A 19048-nucleotide genomic window follows, 5' to 3' on the forward strand; every position below is an offset into this window, starting at 1 on the left:
TATTCCTTTTGATAAGATGATTGTGCGGATTTTTAATCGTGATGAGATTGAAGTTGAGGTATTGTTTATGGGATAGATAAAGGGACGGATTGCAAACCCCGATCGCGCGGATTTGCAATCCGTGCGTTAGATTACCCCCGATGCTTTGGCTGAACTGAACGAAGTTAAGTCTGTGTTATTGAATAGTATTTTAGATTTATCAAGCATACAGGGACAGATATTGAATAAATAGTAAACATTATTCCTTTTGATAAGATGATTGTGCGGATTTTTAATCGTGATGAGATTGAAGTTGAGGTATTGTTTATGGGATAGATAAAGGCACGGATTGCAAATCCGCGCCATCGGATTCATTGCATACTTCATTCGATGTGGGAGGATTATCTGGGAACAAATATAATTATGATGGGTTTAATCGTTTGAAATCGGCTTCTGTTTATTGGGAAGGAAAGCGAGAGATTCATCGATCTAATGTAGAAATGAACTATAATAACACCCATGGAATTGTTTCTAAAAATCAAGAACACAATGTATTTAATGTGTATACAACTGATTCTCAAAATACAGATAATCAGTATGATGCTCTTTATCGATACAATACGGCTACACATCAAATTGAATCCATTTTCTACCAAAATTTTGGAAGTGAAAATCTTGTAGGTAGACAGGATCTACGCTATGATGCGAATGGAAATTTGATCAAGAGCAGAAAAATCTTTGGAAATGAGAATCAAGTGAGAGAGGAAAGAAACTTATATTGGGATGCTAAAGATCAATTACAAGCTGTTATTGTAGGCAACCAAGTATCCTATTATGATTATGATTATACCGGAAATCGAGTGATAAAAAGTTTAGGTGAAAGTCAAAGTTTTGCTGTGAACGGTGCTTTTAATGCTAATCTTTCTGTTGTGGATAGTTATATTTTATATCCAAATCAATACATCACCATAGAGCAATCGGGTAATTTTACCAAGCACTATTATTCAGGCAGTGAGAAGATAGCTAGTGCAATAGGGGCAGGAATTAGGTTTGATAGAGGTGATAGTGCGTATCGAACACAATTTGAACGAAATGTAAGAGGATTATTCGCCAATGTAAACTACGATGCACCACAATTCTTTGATAGAGCAAATCCAGATGAGCAATGTCAAAGAACGTTGTATTATTTGATAGAAAAGTATGAACGAGAGCGAAATAGAGAATGTATAAAGCAATTAGATAAGTTGAAAAATTCAGATTTAACTCCTTGTGAAATTCTTTTTGAATTAGAGAAGATTGGTTGTTATCGAAATTGCGACAAAGATTTAGAGGCTATTAAATACGATTTTGAGAAACAAAAAAATGAAGAATGTTTAAAATTAATTCAGGAGTTAGAAAAAAATGGGGTTCTATCTTGTGAAATTATAGACATTTTGTATGAAAAGGGTTGTTTAAAACAGGAGTGTTTGGAAGAATATAGGGGTTGGATTAATTTTTTAGAAGAACATAGACGTTATGATTGTTTGGGAATGCTATTAGATTATGTTCAAAAAAGTGGAATGGGGATGTGTGAAGCTGTTAAATACATGGAAGAACACAGTGATTGTTTTGACGTAGAAGTGATTGAAGATTGTTACAAAGAATTTCTATCTGCTTATCAGGATTGTCTTGAAATGTATGGTAGAGCGTGTGCGGAGTCTTTTGAAAAATACTATTTAGAAGCAATAGCAGCAGCAGAAATAACAGGAAGCATTGATTATTGTGACTTGATTAAGGTTATAATTCGACCACCAGTACGACCTACTCCTCCAGTTGTGTTACCTGAACCACCGACACCAGATGAAGGAAGTGCTGACTCAGAAATTGATCCAGTTGTTCCAGATCCACCTGTTATCCCAGAACTTCCGTATCGTCCAGGGAAAATTTGGTGGTACCATAGCGACCACTTGGGAAGTTCTTCTTACCTTACCGACATCAATGGAATACCAACGCATTACTATGGTTACCTACCATTCGGAGAACTGATGGTGGAACACAACAATAGTAATTATGACAATGTGTATAAGTTTAACGGTAAAGAAATAGATCCGCAAACGGGTTACTATTACTATGGTGCGCGTTATTACGATCCGACGATGAGTATATTTTTAAGTGTGGACCCGTTGGCGGAGAAAATGCCAAATTATAATCCTTATGTATATACTTTAAATAATCCAATTAATTACACAGATCCTGATGGAAGAGCACCTGAAAGTATTAAAATAACTAATATAAAAGGTAAAGATGGTAGTCAAACAATGAATGTTGTTATAACGGGAAAAATAATTGATTTGACTGCATCAGGAAATGTGCATTTACCGTCATATTCTAATAAAATTAAATCGAATTTAGAGAAATCTTTGAGTGGCGGTTTTACAGCAAATGATGGGGTGAAAATAAACGTTAATGTACAAATGGATTTGTCTATAGCTAATAAAGTATCTGATATAGGAGATAATGATCATGTTATTGGAATTGTTGATTCTTTCACACCAACCAATAGCGGAGGAATAATCTCTAATAAAGCAGGTATAGCCGAAATGGATGGGAATGTAACTCTATTAAAAAGTAGTTATTTGAATGGATTTAATACTGTAGAAGAACATGAGTTTGGACACTTAATGGGATTAGATCACAAAGGATCAACTTTTATGTCAGAAACTGTTTCTCAAAATAAGACTAAAACAGACGAACAACAATCTCAAATGTTTAGTAGGTATCGTTATTTAGAAAATGGTAATTTTAGAAATGCGAATAGAGATAAATTAAATTCTGATAGTAGCAAAAGTGGATTAAAAGATTTATTAAGAGTATCAAAAGCTAAGTATGATAATGGAAAATTATAGAATTATTGGACTTATAATATTATTTGTTGTGAGTTCATGTGGAACTCATAACCAAATTTATAAAGTTGATTATGTAGATATTAAAGATTATTTACTATTTAATGAATGCTTAATAGAGAAAGAAACAGTAGTTACTTTAAAAAAAGATAGTTTGGTTTTAAAAAATGGAGAAGAAGATTGTAAGTATGGTTTTTTCTATAAACAGAATAAAATAAGTGTAATTAATAATGATATGGTGATTCATTTTTATTTAAAAAAGGAAGATGATGGAAGTTTAACTCTTATTACAAAATGGTTGCCAAAAGATTATATGATTAATTGGAAAGAAGAATATATGAAGTATAAAGAAGATGGTGTTAAAATAAAGCTTACCAAATTCAAATAACACCACCCCAACCTTCCCAAACGGATCGTTGGGGTTTGTTTTTTAGTTGACAGTTTACTGTTAACGGTTTACGGAAGATTATTCGATACAAAGGGAATTAAAACTGTAAGCAGTAAACCGTCCACCGTAAACTAAATAAAACACCCTACCACCGTTACACTATTAAAAAAGGTTTCGACTATACAACGACAATGGTAAAGTGTTTCAAAAGGTAAAGTACAGCCTAAGACTACAAAAAAGCAACAGTGAAATTAGTTGACAGTTTACTGTTAACGGTTTACGGAAGATTATTCGATTAAAAGAGAAGTAAAACTGTTCGCTGTAAACTGTCCACCGTAAACTAAAAAGTAGTTGGGTTTTGGATAACTATTTACAATAAAAGAGAATTAAAACTGTTCGCTGTAAACTGTCCACAGTAAACTATTTTATCGTCGGTGGAGTAGTAAAGAGGAACGCAGTGAGTCGAAGGCTACGACATTGAGGATAAACAATAGTGTTTTTACAAAGACTACTTTTTTGCTTTGAAGACAAAGACTGCTACTACAAAGAAGAAAACAGTCAAATGAAAATAAAAAGATTGTATGCATTTATTTTTACAACATAGCAATTGGATCGTTCAATACTGAATATGTTTCAGATTTAATCTATTTTGCGAATGATTTATCTTTAAATCTTAGATATAAAGAAGTTTTAGCGCTAATCAATAGGTACGCTTCTGATGAGAATTATTTAGTATTAGCAGCTATTGTTTATGTCTCAAATAATATCAAATATTATTATATAGAAGATATTGTTAGTTCATTTACTAAAGTTGTAAATTCAAAGAATTATTTTCAATCAGAACAAATTGTAGCAAGCCTTACTTTGTATAGAATAACAAGAAAGAAACACTACTTAGACTTGATAGCTGAATTAATAGATTATGATAAAGAAAATTTAGTTTTTCTAACTAATTTATTAGGAGAAGAAAGCTACCAAGAAGCGTACTTTGATTTAACTGAAATAAATAGTAAAATTCTCAATGTAAAAATAGAAAAAAAAGACATCAGTGAAGGGCTGTAGGAACGAAAGACTATAAGCAGTAAAGTGTCAAAAATAAATGTTAATTTTTTTAGAAATAATAGTATCTTTCACTGAAGTAAAGATGACGTGCCTTCCCAATGAAAGAAGAAGGCTCGTTCTAAAAGGAGACATAATGAAACATAGTTTACTGCCTTTTTTACTGCTGGTGGTTTTTCTTCCGATAGGATGCGGAAAAGGAAAAGAACTAGTAGAAGCCTATCGATTTACAGCAAGAGAAACAATAGATACGCTTGCCGAAAAGAAAGGGATAGAGCGATATAAACAATATATCGAATCAGTAAAAGAGCGTATGCAAATGCTCGAATATGATCACTTTGATACAGCAGAAGGAGGCCGAACGAAATCCTATTATAACGGAAAGGATACAGTAAAAAAAGAAATAAAGTACTATGGGGAAATGGGGAGAAAACACCTGGATTGTTACTTGAAAAACAATAGTCCCCTGTTAATTGAAGAACAAACGTTTTTGTATGAAAAACCTTTAGGTAGCACAGAACCAGTGATGATACGAGACAGTATCTTACATATTTTCTATTTTAATGCACCGCTAAAACTCATCTATTGGCTGGAAGATGATAAAAAAGTTAACCCTTTATATTACGAAGAAAAAGAAGCAGAATGGAGGAGTTATTTCTAAAACAAGTCAAAAAGAACAGCATAGTACTCGTTGTTGGTTTTTATTCATTGCTTAGTTTTGCGCAAAAAGAGAAGCTGAATCTAGCAGAAACAAAATGGCAATGTGAAATAGAAAAAGATTGCATCAATACATACTATTTCAAACTTGATCATACGTATGTGTTTTATAGCTGTGAAATGGATACGACCTATTATGGAACGTATAAGCAGGAAGATGGTTTTTTGATGATACACGAAACAAATAGTATGGATACTCCTTCTACGTCTTTCGAACAAGCTTTATATAAAATGAAGAACGTAGACACCTGTCTGATTCATATCGAGCGAAGTGAATGGAATGCAGGGAAGTGGATTCCCTCTACCTTTGTTTTTGATGAACAATATAGATACTGTAAGGTAGAAAGCGTGAACGAAAGAGCAAGGGAATGAAAGAAATACAAAGTCGTAAATGAAAAGTAAGTATGAAACAGTGGGTTGTACTTTGTACGGTAGTTGTTTTATTCAGCTGTACCTCGAGCAAAAGAGTAGATCAAAAAGCCTGTCTTGATTTTGAACAGCGCTATGAGCGAATAGTCCATTATTACAAGGGTAAGAGCTCTCTAGAGGAAGATGAAATCACGAAAATGGTTCGGTTGACAGGTATTGAAGTGGACCATGAATTTTCCATTACTATAGATTACTATTTGACCAAGCGAAATATAAAAGATTGGAAAAGATGGTACCGTAAAAATAAACATCGTTTATATTGGGATGAAATAGATAAGGAAGTCAAAGTAAAAAATAGAGCGGATGTAGATCACAAAGAAACCAAGAAGATATCCCGTGATGGTTCAAGCCCTTCATTTGGGCGTAAAAAAGAACTTTTTTCTTATGCGTACCAGTTTCATCAGATGGAGATAGAAGTAATGGATATCAACAAAAGAAAAGGATATTATCTCATTCAGGGACGAAGTGAAGGAGATACGCTTTCGCTACTTTCAAAAAACACAAAAGTTTTGGTTCGAGTTAATAAAGGAAAAAGAAAATGGGAAGAGTTGAAGGTTAACGAAAAGTATGAATTTGATCTCTTAGCAATCTATAAAACCCGTGATTTTGGCGGAATTATTGATCCAGAAGAAGTAGATTCCTTAACGAAGGAGGGGTACAGTGTGAAAAAGGGGTGGGGACCTAAATATTATAGAATTCTAGGTCGATATGGTTTCGAAAAGTGAACGATAGGTAAGCGTGAGTATTGAAAAAGTTTGATCTAGTACAAGGAAAGAAAACGGACATTGTAATAATAAAGAAAGAGATGAAAAAAATAGTGTTTGTTTTTTGTTTAGTTCTTGTATTTGTGGGATGTCATAATCGAGAAAATATAGTGGATAAACAAGAATTGTTAGCAAGAGATTTTAGATTATTTCAACATACTCCTGCTTGGGAATTAGCCAAAGCAGTGCAAGATGAAGAGGTTGATGCTATAGAGGAAGAGGTCACAAAACAGGCCGTTGATCCTAATTTTCGAGAACCAAAATATGGAGGAACCTTATTGATGTTGGCTATTTATAATGCTAAATACCGAAGTACAAAAACACTCTTAGCATTAGGAGCAGACCCAAATCTTGGCGATACCTATAAAGGTGAAAGTGCAATGATAGATGCTGCAGAAAACAAAGATATTCGTTATCTACGATTACTTTTAGCGTATAAAGGAAATCCAAATGCAGTAGAAAACGCTTATAGTACAGGCAAAAACAGCGTTAGAAGTACGCCGTTAAATGCAGCTATTTCGAGTTTATCTTGTGATGGATTAGAAAAAGTTAGGTTATTAGTGGAGGCAGGAGCAAATGTAAATTATGCTAGGGATGATGATGAAGGTTTTACGCGTTTACCATTGGCAGAAGCATTACTTTTAAAAAGAATGGAGATCGTACTCTATTTGTTGGAAAATGGAGCAGATTATACTTCCGTTCTTTATACAACGGTAAATAATAAAAAGGTATATATCTTAGAAGACTTAAGAAAATGTAGGTTTGAGCTAGATTCAAAGGAACATACAACAAAAAAGAAAATAATCCTCTTTTTAAAAACAAGAAAACTATCCTATGAAAATGAACCTATCCCGGATTACATTTTAAAGGAAATACAACGAGAATACCCATTGGATTGGAAAGATTATATAAAAAAATATTAGTATTTACGTGAAAATGAGCTATAAAATTGGGATCTATGGCCTTGGATTACTCCTGTGTATGTCTTGTCAAAAAAACGTTTTTCAAGCGGATATTCTGGGTATTTTGAATACAAAGGAAACAGAAGTAAAGGTACTAGATACCTATAAGCAGTTTGGAGGATTTGGGGAGGGATTTGCATGGGAAGAATACAGTGTCTCTCCAGAGGTTGTTGCGGATTTTTTGTATCCAACAGCTAAAATTTTACCCAGTAAAAATACAACCAACTCAAACCGATGGCAAAAAGTAAATTGGATGCAAGGACCGCCAAGTGAAAGCTTAGAGGAACTGTTCCTATTGTGTTTAAGTTATGAAGATGGAAATGAAAAAATAGCAAAGAAGATAAAGGAGTTACGCGAACTTGTAACCAAGCAATGGGTGTACTATTCTTTTTACTATGTACCTTCCCTAGAGCGTCCTGAAGTAGTTCAAATGTTTATCTTGGATGCAAGAACAAAAAAAATATATGCCATAGAAAGTAGTGTTTAAGTAGTGTAATTCATAACTATATAGTAAAAGAGCAAACTGCAAACGATTCGTTTAAAAAATGAGAAATCAAATGTATATATCTTGTAGCTTTGCTTTACGCTAAATCTCATCAAACCTGCATCAAAAAATGAACATACAAAAACTACTAAAAAAACTGACAACCAAAGAGAAATCCCAAATAAAAGCCTTGCAAGTGCGCGAACTAGATGAAGAAGAGCCAGGGCATTTTGTAGCATTTGTCGATGAAGGAGAAGAAACCTATGATGTCCATATTCAGATAAAGGAAGAAAATGTAGTACAGATGACCTGTGATTGTGAACAAACTACTGCATACTGTACACATCAAGCAGCGGTATTGGTACAACTCACCCAAAAAGGAAGCAAAGTAGCTCCTACTCAAGAAGTTAAAAAAAGAAGAACCAAGGCCAAACAATCCATTAGCGGGGCATTGCTAGACGAACAGAGCAAAGAAACAATCGTCCAATGGCTAACTGAAGTGTTTAAAAAAAATAAAGCCTTAGAGCAACAGTTTGTCGTTACTTTTTCCCAAGAGAAAATTGATTATACTCCCGAATACGTCGCAGATATCCTCCAACAAACCTTCAAGGCGGTGGCAGGGAAACGCAAAACCCTAGAAGGGGTTAAGATTAAGAAAATACTAGATACGCTGGCGATTGCCTTTGAACCGGTTAATGATTTTATCACGGTCAATATTGATAAACCCATTGCTTACCAACTCTTTTCGAAGATTATGATGGAAATGCAAGCCTTTGATAAGCGTATTTCTCATCACAGTAAGAAATTTGCCGATTTCTATCAAGAATATAGCACTTGGTTTGCCTTGACCTTGAACAATATGCAGAACCAACAGCGTTGGCAAGTCCAATTACAACAAATAATGAAAGGAATATTTTTAGATGATAGTGCGACAAAAACCATTGATTGTGTATTGCTTAAGGCTAGTTATGACCATGCAAATACCGTTCAACAGCAAGTCTTTGCTCAGACTTTATCAGATTATATACTCAAAACATCCCATACCCGTTACGATTTTAAAATGGATTTTGTGAGTTTTGTTCGCGATGTCACGTTAACGCACGATTGCTATGACGAACTATATTCTTTTTTTAAAGTGAGCGCTTACGAATAGCAAAAACTGTAACCTTAGTTACTGTAGGATTGCAAGAGGGAGTTTATCTTCGCTTACAAAATAGAATAAAATGATACAGTGGTTCAAACGCCTTTTCGGTTCATTTGAAAACAAACCCTCTTTAACAGCGTTAATGCAAGAAGGAGCCATCCTCCTTGACGTACGCACTCCAGGCGAATACGCCAACGGTAGTGTGCCTAAAGCAGTAAATATACCCCTAGATCAATTGGTGAGCAAATGTGGTAGATATAGCAAGCAAACGCCCATCATCGTCTTCTGCAGAAGTGGCTGGCGAAGTCAACAAGCTAGAAGAATACTAGAACAGTTGGGGTATGAACGGATTTATAATGGAGGAGGGGTTCACACCGTACGCAAACAATTGAAAAAATAAAATAAAAACCCCAACAGGAAACTACTTCCTGTTGGGGTTTTTATTATTCCTCTTTCTCATCGGAGAAATATTGGTTGTAAATTTTGATACTGTCAATGGGATCTGGCATCCCCATGGGAGCGTTGTCTCGCTCATATTTTTCTATTAGAATTTGCAATACCTCTAGTTCATCTACAGTATCTTTGTTGGCTTGACTACCTTCTAATAGTTGTACTTTGATCATAGCCATGTGGTAATCTTCTTCCGTACGAATAGGTCTTAATTTCATAATACTACAATTTTGTGCACTTTTTTGGTTTATAAATAGGTCTGAATAGACAGACAATTACCCTAAAACTACGCCTTTTTTTTGATTAAAGCACTTGATTGCTTGCTAATTACTGTTAAGAACCATAAAAAAAGCCCTCATAAGGAGGGCTTTTTAGTATTGATATCGTGTATTATTTACTATTCGCTTCAATCCATTGACGGGCATTGACAAAAGCCTCCATCCATGGAGAAACTTCGTCTTGACGTCCTTCTGGGTAATTAGCCCAGTGCCATTGGAATAAAGAACGCTCAATATGTGGCATCATGACCAAGTGGCGACCCGTTGTATCACATAACATAGCGGTGTTGTAATCGGAACCATTTGGATTTGCTGGGTAGCTATCATAGGCATATTTCGCTACAATATGGTAGTTACTTTCTGCTTCTGGTAAGTTGAATTTACCCTCACCATGTGAGATCCAAACCCCTAAGGTACTACCTGCTAACGAAGATAACATAATCGAGTTGTTTTCTTGGATGGTCACAGAAGTAAAGTTACTTTCGTGTTTTTGAGAATCGTTGTGTAACATTTTTCCGTGAACGGCATGTTCTGGATTAATTAATTCTAATTCCATAAACAATTGACAACCATTACAAATACCAACAGATAAAGTATCTTGACGAGCAAAGAAATTTTTCAAGGCTGTATTGGCTTTCTCGTTGTACATAAAAGCACCCGCCCATCCTTTAGCTGATCCTAAAACGTCTGAGTTCGAGAAACCTCCAACTGCACCAATGAACTGAATATCTTCTAGGGTTTCTCTACCTGAGATTAAATCCGTCATGTGAACGTCTTTTACGTCAAATCCTGCTAAGAACATTGCATTGGCTACCTCGCGTTCTGAGTTACTTCCTTTTTCACGGATAATCGCTGCTTTTGGACGAGGTTTAGACGCGTCAAGCGCAGGTTTCTTACCGTCAAACTGTGCTGGGAAAGCAAATTGTAACGGTTGTTTTTTATAGTTGTTAAAACGATCGGTCGCTTTGTTGTTTTTTGTTTGTTTTTGATCCAATAAATACGAAGTTTTATACCACGTATCGCGGATAGCAGGAACACTGTATGCAAAAGCATCCGCTCCATTGGTAAAGGAAACTTGTTCTGTTGTAGTTACTGTACCAATTTTAGTAGCTTCTACACCTTGTGCGTTCAAAGCAGCTTCAAAACTAGCATCTTCTTTTGCTTGGATGACTAAACCGATGTTCTCATTGAACAATACTTTTACTGTATCTTTTTCATTCAAAGCAGTTAAGTCATAGTTCGCACCTAAGTTTATATCCGCAAACGTCATTTCTAATAAAGTGGTGATTAAACCTCCACTTCCAATATCGTGACCTGCTGCAATTTGTCCCTGCTCAACTAAGGTTTGAACCGCATTAAATGCCTTTTTGAAGTAAGCAGCATCTTGAATCGTCGGTACTTCCTGTCCAATTTTGTTTAAAATCTGAGCAAAAGAAGAACCACCTAACTTAAAGTTGTCTTGTGATAAATTGATATAGTAAATAGAACCTGCGCCTTTTTTCAACGTTGGTTCTACGATTTTCGTAATATCAGTACAGTTTGCAGCCGCAGAAATAATAACAGTACCAGGAGCAATTACCTCGTCATTCGGGTATTTTTGTTTCATGGATAGGGAGTCTTTTCCAGTTGGAATATTGATGCCCAATTCGATAGCGAAATCAGAACACGCTTGTACCGCTTCGTATAAACGAGCATCTTCACCAGGGTTATTACACGCCCACATCCAGTTGGCAGAAAGGGAAATTCCCTTCATTTGGTCTTTTAAGGGTGCCCAAACAATATTCGATAAGGCTTCAGCAATTGCATTTCTACTTCCAGCTGTTGGATTAACCAAAGCCACTACAGGTGCATGCCCTACAGTAGTTGCAATCCCTTCTTTTCCTTTGAAATCAAGAGCCATAGCCCCTAAGTTATTCAAGGGTAATTGCAATGGACCTGTACATTGTTGTTTAGCCACACGACCTCCCACACAACGGTCTACCTTATTTGTTAACCAATCCTTAGCAGCAACCGCTTCTAATTGTAAAACTTGGTTTAAATAATCGTCTACTTTTTCCACGCTATAAGCTAAATCAGCGTATACACGGTTAATCGTTTGATCATCCATGATGGTTTTTGGAGAACTACCAAACATTTCTTCAATTGCGAAATCCATTGGTTTTGCACCAGTTTTAGCTGATTCAATCGTAAAGCGGTGGTCATTAGTAATCTCTCCAACCGCATACATAGGTGCACGTTCTCTCTCTGCAATACGCGCTAAGGTATCCATGTCTTTTTGACCAATCACCAAGCCCATACGTTCTTGCGATTCGTTTCCAATGGTTTCTTTAGCAGAGAGTGTTGGATCTCCAATAGGCAATTGATCTAAATTGATGTGTCCTCCTGTTTCTTCTACTAATTCAGATAAACAGTTCAAGTGTCCACCAGCTCCGTGATCGTGAATCGATACAATTGGGTTGTGATCTGCTTCAACTAAACCGCGAATCGCATTAGCCGCGCGTTTTTGCATCTCTGGATTGGAACGCTGAATGGCGTTTAACTCAATACCAGAACCAAAAGCTCCTGTATTGGCAGAAGAAACCGCAGCTCCTCCCATACCAATGCGGTAGTTTTCACCACCCAAGATCACCACTTGGTCTCCTTGTTCCGGCTTGTGTTTTTTGGCTTGATCTAATTTTCCGTATCCGATACCACCCGCTTGCATAATCACTTTATCAAAACCAAGTTTGCGTGCGTCTTCTTCGTGTTCAAACGTTAAAATAGATCCCGTAATTAACGGTTGACCGAATTTATTTCCAAAATCAGATGCTCCATTCGAAGCTTTGATTAAAATATCAATAGGGGTTTGGTATAACCAGGCTCTTTCATCCATCGCTTGTTCCCAAGGACGGTTCTCTTCTAAACGAGAGTACGAAGTCATGTAAATTGCTGTTCCCGCTAAAGGTAAAGATCCTTGTCCACCCGCTAAACGGTCGCGAATTTCTCCTCCTGATCCTGTAGCTGCTCCATTAAAGGGCTCTACCGTAGTCGGGAAGTTGTGTGTCTCTGCTTTTAAGGAAATAACAGAATCAAATTCTTTTTCCGCGTAAAAATCAGGTTTGTCTGCAGATAAAGGTGCAAATTGAGTCACGCGTGGCCCTTTTACAAAGGCAACGTTATCTTTATAGGCAGATACAATAGCATTGGGGTGGGTTTCGGAAGTCTTTTTAATCAATTTGAATAATGAAGTCGGTTTTTCTTCTCCATCAATGACGAAAGTTCCATTAAATATTTTATGACGACAGTGTTCAGAGTTTACTTGAGAAAAACCAAATACTTCTGAATCGGTTAGTTTACGTCCTATTTTTTGAGCTAAGTTTTCTAAATACGCAATTTCTTCTTCGTTTAGCGCTAATCCTTCTTCTTGGTTGTATTTCGCAATATCCTCAATGTATAGGATTGGTTCCGGTTGAATGTGAATCGCGAAAATGTCTTGGTGAAGTGTTTCAAATACTTGAGACAACATCGGATCAAAGGCTTCTCCATTTGCTTCGAAAAATTCTTCAATGCGAACAATTCCATTGATGCCCATGTTTTGTGTGATTTCAACCGCATTGGTACTCCAAGGCGTAATCATCGTTGCACGTGGTCCAATAAAAGAACGGTCGATTATTTGTTGATCCAGGTGTTTAGCATTGCCAAAAAGCCAGTTTAGTTTTTGAATATCTTCAATAGATAAAGCGTTCTCCACCTGTACAGCGTAGAACTTTTTCGAAGGGTTTTCGAAGAAATAAATCATTGCGATAAGATTATTTTAGTTGTTGTTGTAAGATGCAAAAATATACTAAAAAAAGACAATTAAAAAATTATTCTTTTGTCGTTTCAATATGTTGATAGGCCCCTAAATCGGCAGCATTTCTGCGGTCTTTTCCAGCGATATCTAGTGGAATATGGTTTGCAATTGCTGGGGCTCCTTTGCCAATTAAGTGCGTCATCTCACTAGAATAGGTCCATATATTCTTTTTAGGATCTTGAAAATCTATAGTAGCTAATGCAGACGTATTTAGAACAATGGGTTGACTATACCTTGATGCATCGGCATAATTGTATAGGGGAGTAGAGCTGCTGCGCTTGCTCGTATCTTTGAATGCCGTGGATTCAAAGCGAATCGGTGCGCTTTCGTCATCGGATAGTATAAAACTCTGTGCGATAGCGCTATGTAAAAGACTATTCTGAATCGTCAGACGTCTCAAAGGAGTTTCCGTTGTATTGATTAGCAGTAAAGCGGCTTGGTCTGGACGTAGGCCCGAGTTGACAAAAGTGCAGTGCTGAAACAAATAGTCCCCACCTTGACGCAAAACAACAGTTGCATTTTGGGTCTGGGCAGCCACTACATTCTGTCCAACAACCGTAGAGTTTATCACAAATAGAGCTGAGTATAAATGATTGAATAATTGAGTGTTACGCAAGGTGAAATCCGAAGCATGGTCCAAGTATAAACCAATCTTAGCCTGGGTAATAGTCACGTAATCCAATACACTAGGTCCTGGTTCTTGCATGCGAATGCCTGACCATTGTCCTGCTGTGTAAGCATAGTCGGATTCTAAACGATCATTGCGCAAGAGAATCGGTTCTTCTATCGTACCTTTTGCTTGTATAGCACTACCAGGTAAACCAATGATTCCAGAATTTTGGTGAAAGTAAATTTCAGTTCCTGCTTCTAGGGTTAAGGTTTGGTTTTCAGGAATAATGGCATAGCCATAGACAACATAAGGCTTGGTATTATCCAAGGTTAGGGAATTCTTGGCGTGTACATTTGTGTCTCCAAGATAAAAGCCTTCTACAGTGGTTTGATTGTCCAATTGAACCGTTTGCAAGACCTGTTGTTCTGCCCGACCAGGATGTAAAAAATACGCATCCTTAATCACCGTGATAAGTTCAATGTGTTGAGGTTGAGCAGGGCCGAGTAGGCGGATCTGATCGGTATAAATAAATTCTTTGGCTTGAGGATCTGCTTTGCCCATTGTATGAACGAAAACATATAGACTATCTTTTGCTAAAAGTTCCACATTGGAAAACTGCTTTCCTGATACGCCTTCAATCAGTAAATTGAAATAGGACTGTTCGCCTTTACCCAACGTTAGTTGGGGAATCTTGATATTTTTATTGCTCGTGTTGTAGATTTTAACCAAGTAAGAACTCGACTGGGTTTCCGTAAAAACGGGATCTAAATACACGGTGTCAGTTGAAAGGAGCAAAGGTTGTGTATTAGGCTCAAAATCCATATCGGTTCGACAACTAATGACGCTGAATAAGACGATAAAGAATAGAGTAAACCGAAGTGTATTCATAAATGACGTTTAAGCGTAAAGATACTAAAAAAATACCTCGTTTTTACAGTTAATTTGGAATGTTGTTTCTTAACATCCAGAGCTTTACATAGCGTAAAAAGGTAGCATACGCATTGAGAGAGGATAAAATAACACCGGGAATACCATCTCGGAAACCTTGTTTGATAAAATAGTGTTTGATAAAACGCCATCCTGGTTTAAAAATAAAGTGATAGGCTGTTAATTTACCCGTTTTCTTGTTGTAATCTTCGGCTTGTAAGGTGGCGTAACTACTTAATTTTGCTAGGTGAAAATCGAAACCACGATAGGTATTATGGTATAGTTTGTTTTTTAAAAAACCAACCGTTCCGTTCACTTGTAAAGATTCGTGTACGCGATTGGTATAGCGACAGACGTCTTTTTTAAATAAGCGAATAACTTTATCGCCTTGATAACCCGAGTATCGAATCTCTTTGCCAAAAAATATATTATTTCGATAAACCCAATAGGCTTGGTGGTCCTCTAACGTATTACTCTCTAGTAAATAAACAATTTCTTGTCTTAGCTCTGCTGTTAATTGCTCATCTGCGTCAAGTAGGAGAATCCAATCGCCAGGAAGCTGATCAATCGCCCAGTTTTTTTGGTCAGAGTAGTTGTCAAATTTACGAGATATAATTTGAGCCCCGAGTTCTTGTGCAATTTGAACCGTATTATCTGTGCTATACGAGTCAACTACATAAACATGATCCACAAGATCTATAGCAGATTGAATGCAATCTTTTATATTAGATTCCTCATTTTTGGTCGGGACTAAAAGCGTAAGTTCTATCTTCATAACGGTACTAATTCAAGTTGATCGAAAGGGTCTTTTGAAAAAATAGTTTTAAATTTCACCTAGGTTGGTGGGGTAAAAACAAGCCTTAACTCAAAACTAGGTGATACAAAAGTAAGGTATCTACCGCATTAAAAATACCTTTTTTGAAAAATAAGAGGCAATTGAGGAGGTAGTTGGGGTGAAAATAGTGAAAAATAAACCATATATCTTGTTTTTTATACGGCGGTTAAAGCAAAAGTCCCTCTTTTATAAGGAAATCAAGGACGTATCAAAGGAGGACAAGCATTTTGATAAAGCGTATTTCTAGATTTAATTCCTTCTCTAAGAGGAGATAGAATACTATTTTAGGGGAATAGATAGTTAGATACTCACTTCTTTATCTCATGAAGGGGAAGAATGGGAGATATTGTTTTAGTTTTATTAAAAAAATAAAATTATTTTTATCAAAAAATAAGAACATGAATATTATATATCTTGTATTTGGTCAAGACATAAGTTATTACCAACAAGTATTTTTCTCTATTTATACAGCGTTGATTAATAAAAGTGAAGCGGATCGAATTATTGTTGTGGCTGAAAACCCTTCTTATTTTAAACAAATTGAACATTTGATTACGATCATTCCCTTAGATGCACAACGAGTAGAAGAATGGAAAGGAGGCTATGGTTACTTTTGGAGATTAAAAATAAAAGCCTTAGAGCATATTGCTAAAGAATACCCGAATGAGGATATTTTATACCTCGACGGGGACACTTTTATTTATAAACCTTTGCATGTATTGAAAGCTGAATTAGATCAAGGGTTCAATATTATGCATGTGAATGAGGGGCCTCTGCCAACCTTGAAGACAAAGTCGGAAAAGAAGATGTGGAGTAGCCTAAGAAATAAAAAGTTTGCAAACATACTAGTCGATGAGCAAACTTGTATGTGGAATTCTGGAGTTATTGGAATTTCAACCCAACATTTTGCGACTATAGAATTAGCTTTACAGGTTTGTGATGCGATGTGTGTAGCTCAAATTGCTTATTTTACAAAAGAGCAATTGGCCTTTGGTATAGCAGGTAGTCAGATTACAACTATTAAACCTTCTGACCATGTGGTTGGACATTATTGGGCTAATAAAGACCAATGGAATGAAGTTATTTCCGTATGGATGAAAAAGTCGTTGATGCGTAATTATTCCATAGAAGAAATGAAGGAAGAAGTCAAAAATATCCCTTTTGAAAAGATTCCATACTATTATAAACATTCCAATACATACAAGCGTCTTTCAAAGCGCTTAAAGCATATGTTTCCTCCCAAGTATCCACAGTATAGTAAAGAATAATAGAAAAGCCAAAATCAAGAGTGATTTTGGCTTTTCTTTTGTATTGAAATAAACAAAGTTAAGCTTCTGAAAGGAAAAGAGATTATAAGAACCTCCACTTGCTATTGTTCTTTCTTAATGGTTAATTGATTGTTTTTTACTCGAGCGTTAAAGGTTTGGATATAGGCTTTTAAAAAGCGTTCCATTTCTTCCAATTTCTTTGGTTCTTTTGTCAAAAGGTTGTCTTTTAATTCAGGATCCTTGTGCCAATTGTAAAGCCCTAAACTCTTATTTCCATCAAAGGCAAGGTAATATGCTCCTTCTTCGTAATTATAGATTGTATTCAAATAGCTAATAGCAAAATCCTGTTCCGATTGGTAGGATTTTCCAAAGGAAATTACTTGGGTGTTAATTTGTAAATAATCCATTAAACTTGGTAGAATATCAATTTGTTGGAAATTGCGTTCCACTTTAGTCGGAGGAAAGGCTTCTTCATCTCCAGGAGCAAAGAACAAAATGGGAATTCTGAATTTACCTACATTTGTTTTCCATTGTTCTGTTTGTGGTTCTGAAGAGGTATGATCTGCTACAATAACAAAGACCGTATTCTTGTACCAAGATTTGGTTTTTGCTGTTTTGAAGAATTGTTGAAGCGAATAGTCCGCATAGGCGATGGACTCGTGTATATCTGCAGTTCCTTTAGGAAATTTTCCCTTGTATTTTTCTGGAATTGTATAGGGATTGTGAGAAGAAATCGTAAAGAGGGTAGAGAAGAATGGGGCTTGAAAACCATCTAATTTACGCGCAAAAAATTGTAAAAACTCTTCGTCAAAAATTCCCCAAGCACCATCAAAAGCTTCAGGACCTTCGTATTCGTTCTTTCCATAATATTCTTTGAATCCCGCTACATTGGCATATTGGTCGAAATTCTGACTTCCGTTAAACGCACCGTGAAAAAAAGCAGTGTGGTATCCGTTGTCATTGAGGATTTTGGGTAAGGGGTAAACATCGTTGAGGGCATAGCTCGACGTAATATAGGTGCGATCCATTAGGCTGGGAATACTTGAAATAGAAGAAGGAACCGCATCAATCGATACCTTTCCATTAGCAAACCCATGCTCAAAGAAGTAACTTTTCTCAGCCAAAGAATCCATAAAAGGAGTTAACCCTAGCTGCATATTCTCTCGGCCAAAGCTCTCAAGAATCAATAAAATCACATTCTTTTTGTTGATGGAATCGTAGTTGAAAACCTGTACAGGATTGAAGATTTTTACCAATTCTTCTTCACTGTAGAAATTATAATCGGGTAAAGTTTCCTTTTTTCCCATGGTTTTCAGCACTGAAAAAGGAGTATTTAAAACCAAAGCTGTATTTTTTAATCCGCCATATCCCGCAGCATCTACTAAGCGAATGGGTTTGCGCTGAAAACCACCACGTCCAAGAATGAGTAATATACCCACAACCAAGACAGCAACAAGAGCCTGAGGGAAATTAAAACGAGAATCATATACTTTGGTATCTATTTTTCGGTAAATCAGCCAAAAAAGTACAAAAGAACCCAGCATAAATAGAGGAATCCACCAGTAGTCTACAATAAAGTTTTTCAGTAGTCCTGGTAGTTCTTGCTCCATACCCGAAGCAGTAATAAAGGCATAGGAACTGCGTCTGCCAATAAAGCGGAAGTATTCATAGTCCACAAAGTTTAAACACAGGATGAAAATATTGACCAGATAAAAACTGTAGAATAAAAACGTCTGATAACCTTTTTTCGTTTGAAATTTCCCAGGCCAAAGGTGCAAAAGAGCAAATAGTAAATTGATAAAGCCTAAAGCCGCTAAGTCAAAGCGAATACCTCCGATTAGGACCTCGGAATTAAAAGAATCTAGTAGGTGACCGTTATACCAATAAAAACCGACTCTACACAATTGATAGAAGGCAAAAATTAGCAAGAAGCGCAACGTAAAGATTTGAATGTTTTTAGAAAATAGTCGAGTCATAAAATAATCATGTGATTTTAAACGTAAATTACCACAGTCGATAAAGAGCTGTGGTAATTGTATG

Annotated in this window: 16 protein-coding genes; 11 read left to right on the forward strand and 5 right to left on the reverse strand. The window is 36.2% G+C overall.

What is annotated here, in order from left to right; all coding sequences use genetic code 11:
• Nucleotides 1-371: 371 nt before the first annotated feature.
• The 10 genes from ACLJX0_RS00340 (at nucleotide 372) to ACLJX0_RS00385 (ending at nucleotide 9208) form a co-directional block, all read left to right on the forward strand.
• Entirely contained in the window at nucleotides 372-2864 is a 2493-nt protein-coding gene (locus tag ACLJX0_RS00340) for an RHS repeat-associated core domain-containing protein (RefSeq protein WP_410877601.1), read from the forward strand.
• Nucleotides 2851-3249: a hypothetical protein gene (locus ACLJX0_RS00345; protein WP_410877602.1), complete on the forward strand. Its 399-nt coding sequence runs from the start codon at nucleotides 2851-2853 to the stop codon at nucleotides 3247-3249. The genes ACLJX0_RS00340 and ACLJX0_RS00345 overlap by 14 nt, the downstream gene beginning before the upstream one ends.
• Before the next feature lie 900 nt (nucleotides 3250-4149).
• Nucleotides 4150-4311 (forward strand): hypothetical protein, encoded by a 162-nt coding sequence (locus ACLJX0_RS00350; RefSeq protein WP_410877603.1) that lies wholly within the window; start codon nucleotides 4150-4152, stop codon nucleotides 4309-4311.
• A gap of 133 nt (nucleotides 4312-4444) precedes the next feature.
• Nucleotides 4445-4969, forward strand: a complete 525-nt coding sequence (locus ACLJX0_RS00355) for a hypothetical protein (protein ID WP_410877604.1) — start codon at nucleotides 4445-4447, stop codon at nucleotides 4967-4969.
• A complete protein-coding gene (locus tag ACLJX0_RS00360) occupies nucleotides 4951-5397 on the forward strand; it encodes a hypothetical protein (RefSeq protein ID WP_410877605.1) in 447 nt (148 codons plus the stop codon). The genes ACLJX0_RS00355 and ACLJX0_RS00360 overlap by 19 nt, the downstream gene beginning before the upstream one ends.
• A 32-nt stretch (nucleotides 5398-5429) precedes the next feature.
• Nucleotides 5430-6179 carry a hypothetical protein gene (locus ACLJX0_RS00365; RefSeq protein ID WP_410877606.1) on the forward strand — a complete coding sequence of 250 codons (750 nt, stop codon included), beginning with the start codon at nucleotides 5430-5432 and terminating at the stop codon, nucleotides 6177-6179.
• A gap of 80 nt (nucleotides 6180-6259) precedes the next feature.
• Nucleotides 6260-7141, forward strand: coding sequence for an ankyrin repeat domain-containing protein (locus ACLJX0_RS00370; protein ID WP_410877607.1), 882 nt, complete (start codon nucleotides 6260-6262; stop codon nucleotides 7139-7141).
• Nucleotides 7142-7154: 13 nt separating this feature from the next.
• Nucleotides 7155-7667 (forward strand): hypothetical protein, encoded by a 513-nt coding sequence (locus tag ACLJX0_RS00375; RefSeq protein ID WP_410877608.1) that lies wholly within the window; start codon nucleotides 7155-7157, stop codon nucleotides 7665-7667.
• A 127-nt stretch (nucleotides 7668-7794) separates the two neighbouring features.
• Nucleotides 7795-8817: an SWIM zinc finger domain-containing protein gene (locus ACLJX0_RS00380; protein WP_410877609.1), complete on the forward strand. Its 1023-nt coding sequence runs from the start codon at nucleotides 7795-7797 to the stop codon at nucleotides 8815-8817.
• Between the two features lie 70 nt (nucleotides 8818-8887).
• Nucleotides 8888-9208 (forward strand): rhodanese-like domain-containing protein, encoded by a 321-nt coding sequence (locus ACLJX0_RS00385; RefSeq protein ID WP_410877610.1) that lies wholly within the window; start codon nucleotides 8888-8890, stop codon nucleotides 9206-9208.
• Between the two features lie 43 nt (nucleotides 9209-9251).
• On the opposite strand, the gene ACLJX0_RS00390 is transcribed toward ACLJX0_RS00385, so the two are convergent.
• From ACLJX0_RS00390 to ACLJX0_RS00405, 4 genes are all read right to left on the reverse strand, one after another.
• Complete coding sequence (locus tag ACLJX0_RS00390) at nucleotides 9252-9476, reverse strand: hypothetical protein (RefSeq protein ID WP_410877611.1); 225 nt, start codon at nucleotides 9474-9476, stop codon at nucleotides 9252-9254.
• A gap of 172 nt (nucleotides 9477-9648) precedes the next feature.
• The gene (gene purL, locus ACLJX0_RS00395) at nucleotides 9649-13314 is read right to left on the reverse strand and encodes a phosphoribosylformylglycinamidine synthase (RefSeq protein WP_410877612.1); all 3666 of its coding nucleotides are present in this window, start codon (nucleotides 13312-13314) and stop codon (nucleotides 9649-9651) included.
• Between the two features lie 67 nt (nucleotides 13315-13381).
• The gene (locus tag ACLJX0_RS00400) at nucleotides 13382-14866 is read right to left on the reverse strand and encodes a hypothetical protein (protein ID WP_410877613.1); all 1485 of its coding nucleotides are present in this window, start codon (nucleotides 14864-14866) and stop codon (nucleotides 13382-13384) included.
• 49 nt (nucleotides 14867-14915) lie between these two features.
• Entirely contained in the window at nucleotides 14916-15680 is a 765-nt protein-coding gene (locus tag ACLJX0_RS00405) for a glycosyltransferase family 2 protein (RefSeq protein ID WP_410877614.1), read from the reverse strand.
• A 458-nt stretch (nucleotides 15681-16138) separates the two neighbouring features.
• Between ACLJX0_RS00405 and ACLJX0_RS00410 the strand changes: the two genes are divergently transcribed.
• Complete coding sequence (locus tag ACLJX0_RS00410; protein ID WP_410877615.1) at nucleotides 16139-17008, forward strand: hypothetical protein; 870 nt, start codon at nucleotides 16139-16141, stop codon at nucleotides 17006-17008.
• A 101-nt stretch (nucleotides 17009-17109) separates the two neighbouring features.
• Here the strand turns inward: ACLJX0_RS00410 and ACLJX0_RS00415 are convergent, their stop codons facing one another.
• Nucleotides 17110-18984, reverse strand: a complete 1875-nt coding sequence (locus ACLJX0_RS00415; protein ID WP_410877616.1) for an LTA synthase family protein — start codon at nucleotides 18982-18984, stop codon at nucleotides 17110-17112.
• Nucleotides 18985-19048 lie beyond the last annotated feature (64 nt).

The organism is Myroides sp. DW712 (assembly GCF_046557355.1).
Classification (GTDB): Bacteria; Bacteroidota; Bacteroidia; order Flavobacteriales; family Flavobacteriaceae; genus Flavobacterium.

What these genes read in the sequence shown, in the direction of transcription:
- ACLJX0_RS00375 (WP_410877608.1), top strand. Translation starts at nt 7,155, where the DNA reads ATGAGCTATAAAATTGGGATCTATGGCCTTGGATTACTCCTGTGTATG.
- ACLJX0_RS00415 (WP_410877616.1), bottom strand. Translation starts at nt 18,984, where the DNA reads ATGACTCGACTATTTTCTAAAAACATTCAAATCTTTACGTTGCGCTTC.
- ACLJX0_RS00400 (WP_410877613.1), bottom strand. Translation starts at nt 14,866, where the DNA reads ATGAATACACTTCGGTTTACTCTATTCTTTATCGTCTTATTCAGCGTC.
- ACLJX0_RS00410 (WP_410877615.1), top strand. Translation starts at nt 16,139, where the DNA reads ATGAATATTATATATCTTGTATTTGGTCAAGACATAAGTTATTACCAA.
- ACLJX0_RS00390 (WP_410877611.1), bottom strand. Translation starts at nt 9,476, where the DNA reads ATGAAATTAAGACCTATTCGTACGGAAGAAGATTACCACATGGCTATG.
- ACLJX0_RS00355 (WP_410877604.1), top strand. Translation starts at nt 4,445, where the DNA reads ATGAAACATAGTTTACTGCCTTTTTTACTGCTGGTGGTTTTTCTTCCG.
- ACLJX0_RS00380 (WP_410877609.1), top strand. Translation starts at nt 7,795, where the DNA reads ATGAACATACAAAAACTACTAAAAAAACTGACAACCAAAGAGAAATCC.
- ACLJX0_RS00385 (WP_410877610.1), top strand. Translation starts at nt 8,888, where the DNA reads ATGATACAGTGGTTCAAACGCCTTTTCGGTTCATTTGAAAACAAACCC.
- ACLJX0_RS00370 (WP_410877607.1), top strand. Translation starts at nt 6,260, where the DNA reads ATGAAAAAAATAGTGTTTGTTTTTTGTTTAGTTCTTGTATTTGTGGGA.
- ACLJX0_RS00365 (WP_410877606.1), top strand. Translation starts at nt 5,430, where the DNA reads ATGAAACAGTGGGTTGTACTTTGTACGGTAGTTGTTTTATTCAGCTGT.
- ACLJX0_RS00360 (WP_410877605.1), top strand. Translation starts at nt 4,951, where the DNA reads ATGGAGGAGTTATTTCTAAAACAAGTCAAAAAGAACAGCATAGTACTC.
- ACLJX0_RS00345 (WP_410877602.1), top strand. Translation starts at nt 2,851, where the DNA reads ATGGAAAATTATAGAATTATTGGACTTATAATATTATTTGTTGTGAGT.
- purL (WP_410877612.1), bottom strand. Translation starts at nt 13,314, where the DNA reads ATGATTTATTTCTTCGAAAACCCTTCGAAAAAGTTCTACGCTGTACAG.
- ACLJX0_RS00405 (WP_410877614.1), bottom strand. Translation starts at nt 15,680, where the DNA reads ATGAAGATAGAACTTACGCTTTTAGTCCCGACCAAAAATGAGGAATCT.